This is a genomic window from Halomonas sp. CSM-2 (genome assembly GCF_002119345.1).
GTDB classification, from domain to species: domain Bacteria; phylum Pseudomonadota; class Gammaproteobacteria; order Pseudomonadales; family Halomonadaceae; genus Vreelandella; species Vreelandella janggokensis.
This window is the reverse complement of sequence record NZ_NBYR01000047.1, coordinates 1-3,477: the sequence shown is the minus strand read 5'-3', so window position 1 is coordinate 3,477 and position 3,477 is coordinate 1. Positions and strand designations below refer to the sequence as shown.

Annotated in this window: 5 protein-coding genes; 3 read left to right on the top strand and 2 right to left on the bottom strand. The window is 50.9% G+C overall.

Annotation, left to right across the window (positions count from 1 at the left end; all coding sequences use genetic code 11):
- Positions 1-128 precede the first annotated feature (128 nt).
- A complete protein-coding gene (locus tag B7L15_RS19210) occupies positions 129-785 on the top strand; it encodes an IS701 family transposase (RefSeq protein WP_085920491.1) in 657 nt (218 codons plus the stop codon).
- Between the two features lie 81 nt (positions 786-866).
- The gene (locus B7L15_RS19650) at positions 867-1,013 is read left to right on the top strand and encodes a hypothetical protein (RefSeq protein ID WP_176243740.1); all 147 of its coding nucleotides are present in this window, start codon (positions 867-869) and stop codon (positions 1,011-1,013) included.
- Between the two features lie 124 nt (positions 1,014-1,137).
- Here B7L15_RS19650 and B7L15_RS19205 read toward each other — a convergent pair whose 3' ends face one another.
- Positions 1,138-1,524, bottom strand: a complete 387-nt coding sequence (locus B7L15_RS19205; RefSeq protein WP_085920490.1) for a hypothetical protein — start codon at positions 1,522-1,524, stop codon at positions 1,138-1,140.
- A 372-nt stretch (positions 1,525-1,896) separates the two neighbouring features.
- Between B7L15_RS19205 and B7L15_RS19200 the strand changes: the two genes are divergently transcribed.
- Complete coding sequence (locus B7L15_RS19200; RefSeq protein ID WP_085920489.1) at positions 1,897-2,544, top strand: DUF1523 family protein; 648 nt, start codon at positions 1,897-1,899, stop codon at positions 2,542-2,544.
- Positions 2,545-2,725: 181 nt separating this feature from the next.
- On the opposite strand, the gene B7L15_RS19195 is transcribed toward B7L15_RS19200, so the two are convergent.
- The gene (locus B7L15_RS19195; protein WP_217808085.1) at positions 2,726-3,259 is read right to left on the bottom strand and encodes a reverse transcriptase domain-containing protein; all 534 of its coding nucleotides are present in this window, start codon (positions 3,257-3,259) and stop codon (positions 2,726-2,728) included.
- Between the last annotated feature and the right edge of the window lie 218 nt (positions 3,260-3,477).

Below are 3,477 nucleotides of genomic sequence, written 5' to 3'. Positions count from 1 at the left end.
CCGTCTTCAGGCCACGGACAGCCTCCAGGGCGACCTTGGCCTTCAGCTCCGGTGAGTGGGTGTTACGTTTCTGTTTCGACATCTCTGGTCCCTTCGAAATCGGCCTCGGCATATCTTAAACCAGTGTCTTGATTTCAGGGTCCACTATAGATGTCGAATTTGCCAGCAAGCCCGAACTCGCTCGCCAGATGCTGGCGCGTGCGCTAAATCAGGAAATACCGGCCGCCTGGGTGACTGGGGATAGTGTTTATGGCGGCATCCGCAGCCTGCGTTTGTGGCTAGAGGAGCGATCACAGCCCTTTGTTTTAGAGGTCGCCTGCCACGAACCCTTGTGGTGGCAGAGCTTTCAACACACGCGGGCTGACGAGATTGCAAAAGCACTCCCGGGTGACGAATGGCAGACGTTGTCTGCCGGTTCAGGCAGCAAGGGGGAGCACCGGTATGAATGGGCCTTGGCGCCTCTGATGAGGCTGAAGCCTACGAAAGAGGCTCTTCGCTGGGTGCATTATCTGTTGATCAGACGCAGCCTCACGAAACCGGATGAGTTAGCCTATTATGTGGTTCACGCTCCCAAAGACTGGGTGTCGATCGAGACATTGGTACGCGTCGCAGGACAGCGCTGGAAAATCGAGCAGGGTTTTCAGACGGCGAAGGGAGAGTGTGGCCTAGATGAGTATGAAGTGAGGCGCTGGGGAAGCTGGTATCGCCACATCATCTTGTCGCTGTTGGCCCATGGCTTGCTAGTAGCAATTCGGCAGGAGAACCAGCAGCAAAAAAAACCGTAATCGACAGGATTTCGTGGACACTCCCCGAAATCAGGCGGTTGATAGGACGATGGCTATGGCGAGGACAGCAAGCGTTATCCCATGCGCTTTGCTGGTCGAATTGGCGACGAAAGCATCAGTACCGGGCTTGGCAGTGCCACCGTCGGCAGCAGCAAGCCCGGATGGCAGCACATGAACGATCACTTCAGTAGTTACGGCTGTAGTACTAGGGAACTGCCCCTCAACTGATCTCAGAACCCGGCGTGAACCTCTCAGCTCACCGGTCCGGCACACGACTGGGTTGAAAATCACAGCTTTGATGTCTTATTATCAAGTAGCGGAGCAGAGCTATTAAACGAGTGACCATGCTAAATTAGGCGCGCTCTTCTTTTTCACTCTCAAAAGCTCCAAAAATACCAGAGAAAATCCCGAACACTAAAATAATTTCTTTAACCCATGAGAATTCAGTAATTACACTTTCTCCCATAACTTGCATTACCTGCCCTTCACTAGATAATCCAATATATACTCCAAATGCAGAGTATATGAATGCAAAAAAATAAGCCAAATTGACATTTTTGCCAGGAGAACAATGAAAAATCGTCATACCAAAAAACAAATTCACAATAAAGCTTGCAGTAACTCCCCAAAATCCAACAGGATCAATCTGGAATATATAACCCATTATAAAAGCTAAGAGCAACTTCAGAATAATTATTGTCAGTATTGGAACAGTAAAAAAAACAATCCACCTTTTCATTACTTTACGTCCTTGTATTTTTGATATAAGCCATATAGCACATCACAAAAGCGCCATTAAGTGCCTGGGCACAATTAAACGGGCGTAAAAATGGCCAGTAAAGCACTGATTTCAATGGACACGGATGCGTGAAAAATTACGCACAGGCATTTATCCTAATATATTTTTTAGCGTAATTCTATGGATTTTTGAATAATCATATTTATACTTAACGAGTAAATCTCTATTTTCGTGCCTTTAAAGTGCAACCTGCCAAAGCCTTGCTGCTGAGCACAATGGACATCGTATTAGGTTGGAGCTAATAGTGTAGATACTGAGCTGTCCGTACCAGAACATGTCGCTACTAAACCTTGACCCTCAGGGAAATTATCAATGAAACGCCTTGGATACGCCCTGGCTGGCACGGCTTTGATCGTAGTCGGAGCCGCCTTGCACTATGCCCTACCGCAGGTTGATGTCGTGCGCCTGATCGGTACAGATGTTAAGCGGGTAGATACCCAGAATAACAACGAGAGCGAAGCCGCTGGCTCTGTCAGCACCATGGACGTGTACTTTATCCTTGCAGAAACTCAGGAAGGTGATCCACGAAATTACCGCAATGAAGATGCAATTTTGTATGGAAAATTCGATAGCTCCGACCTGCACACCCGTGCTCGCTCGATTTCACAGGACGAAAATAACTTAGTGGCCGTTCGGCATTACGGCTGGCGTGTCCCGATCTTTTCGATGTTTCCAAACGCCGTGAAGATCTGGCAGGTCGAGCCGGACTACCGTCACTTCCCGCTATTCAACATCGTTGTTTTGACATTGCTGGCGTTGGGGGGAATTTATGTTGCCTGGCGGGTTCGTGGCGCCGCTCGGCAACTTCATGCCCGTCGAGAGACAGCGCGCGCCGAACGAGAAGCTCAAGAGCAAGCACGTGCTGCCAGCCGCAACAACGATGACAGCCAGCGCGTGCGCGATGAATTTCTGTCGGACGATAGCAGCTCCGAACATAAGGATGGCAGAGGGCCATCGTGATGAAACACCATTTGAGCAGCAGACCGCTTTATCATGGAGATCAACTTAACCACGATGCCCTCTCAGCCTTTAGCGAGTTATGGGTCGGGTAGACCGGGCGATTACTCGACCCGGCCCCCCTCAGATCCGGACGTGCGCGATTGACGCATCCGGCTCCTCAGTCATCAGCTTCGCTGAAGGATTAACATGAATGTACGATTCTCGGCATCGGAAGAGGAAGTCGCTGCAGTATCTGCCGTGCTTGATCCCAGGCAATATGCGCTTTCTGGGATCGACGACTCAACCACTTGATCCAGAGACGTTCCACGCGGTAACGAAACCCTTGCAGACATTTCATATTGCCGCGAATACCGTAGTAAGCGAAGTGCCCCTGAATCTTGCGTCTCAACATCCGATACTGCTCAACGATCGGCAGATGCCGATACCTGCGACACCACCACGCGATGCGTTTCAGGCCTCGCTGGAAGCGCCCTTTGGCCGTTTTCCGTTTGATGATCAAACGGTTCCGGCGAGATTTTCCCCAATAATGGGTAAATCCCAGGAAATCGAAGGTCTCAGCACGTTGCTCGCGTTGCGGTCGGAACCGCACCAGCCGTGTTTTGTCGGGGTGTAGGGTAAGACCAAAACGCGCGAAGCGCTTGGGCAGTACCTCCAGCACCTTGCGGGCATCGGCTTCATTGTTGAACGCCAGGATGGCGTCGTCGGCAAACCGCACCTCAAACGCACGACCTCGAAGTCGTGGTTTAACCTCTGCTTCGAACCATGCGTCCAGCACGTAGTGGAGGTAAACAGTAAGCGTTCATTCCAGGACGTCCTGCCACCCCGCTGAAAATCGCCCTACAGTAACCTCATATTTTCCAACACGAGGTTACCCCCATGAAAAAGCACCGTACGCCGGAACAGTGGCAGGCCCTGGTTGATCAGCAGCACGCC

Coding starts and splice junctions, on each gene's coding strand:
- B7L15_RS19650 (WP_176243740.1), top strand. CDS start 867: ATGCGCTTTGCTGGTCGAATTGGCGACGAAAGCATCAGTACCGGGCTT.
- B7L15_RS19200 (WP_085920489.1), top strand. CDS start 1,897: ATGAAACGCCTTGGATACGCCCTGGCTGGCACGGCTTTGATCGTAGTC.
- B7L15_RS19205 (WP_085920490.1), bottom strand. CDS start 1,524: ATGAAAAGGTGGATTGTTTTTTTTACTGTTCCAATACTGACAATAATT.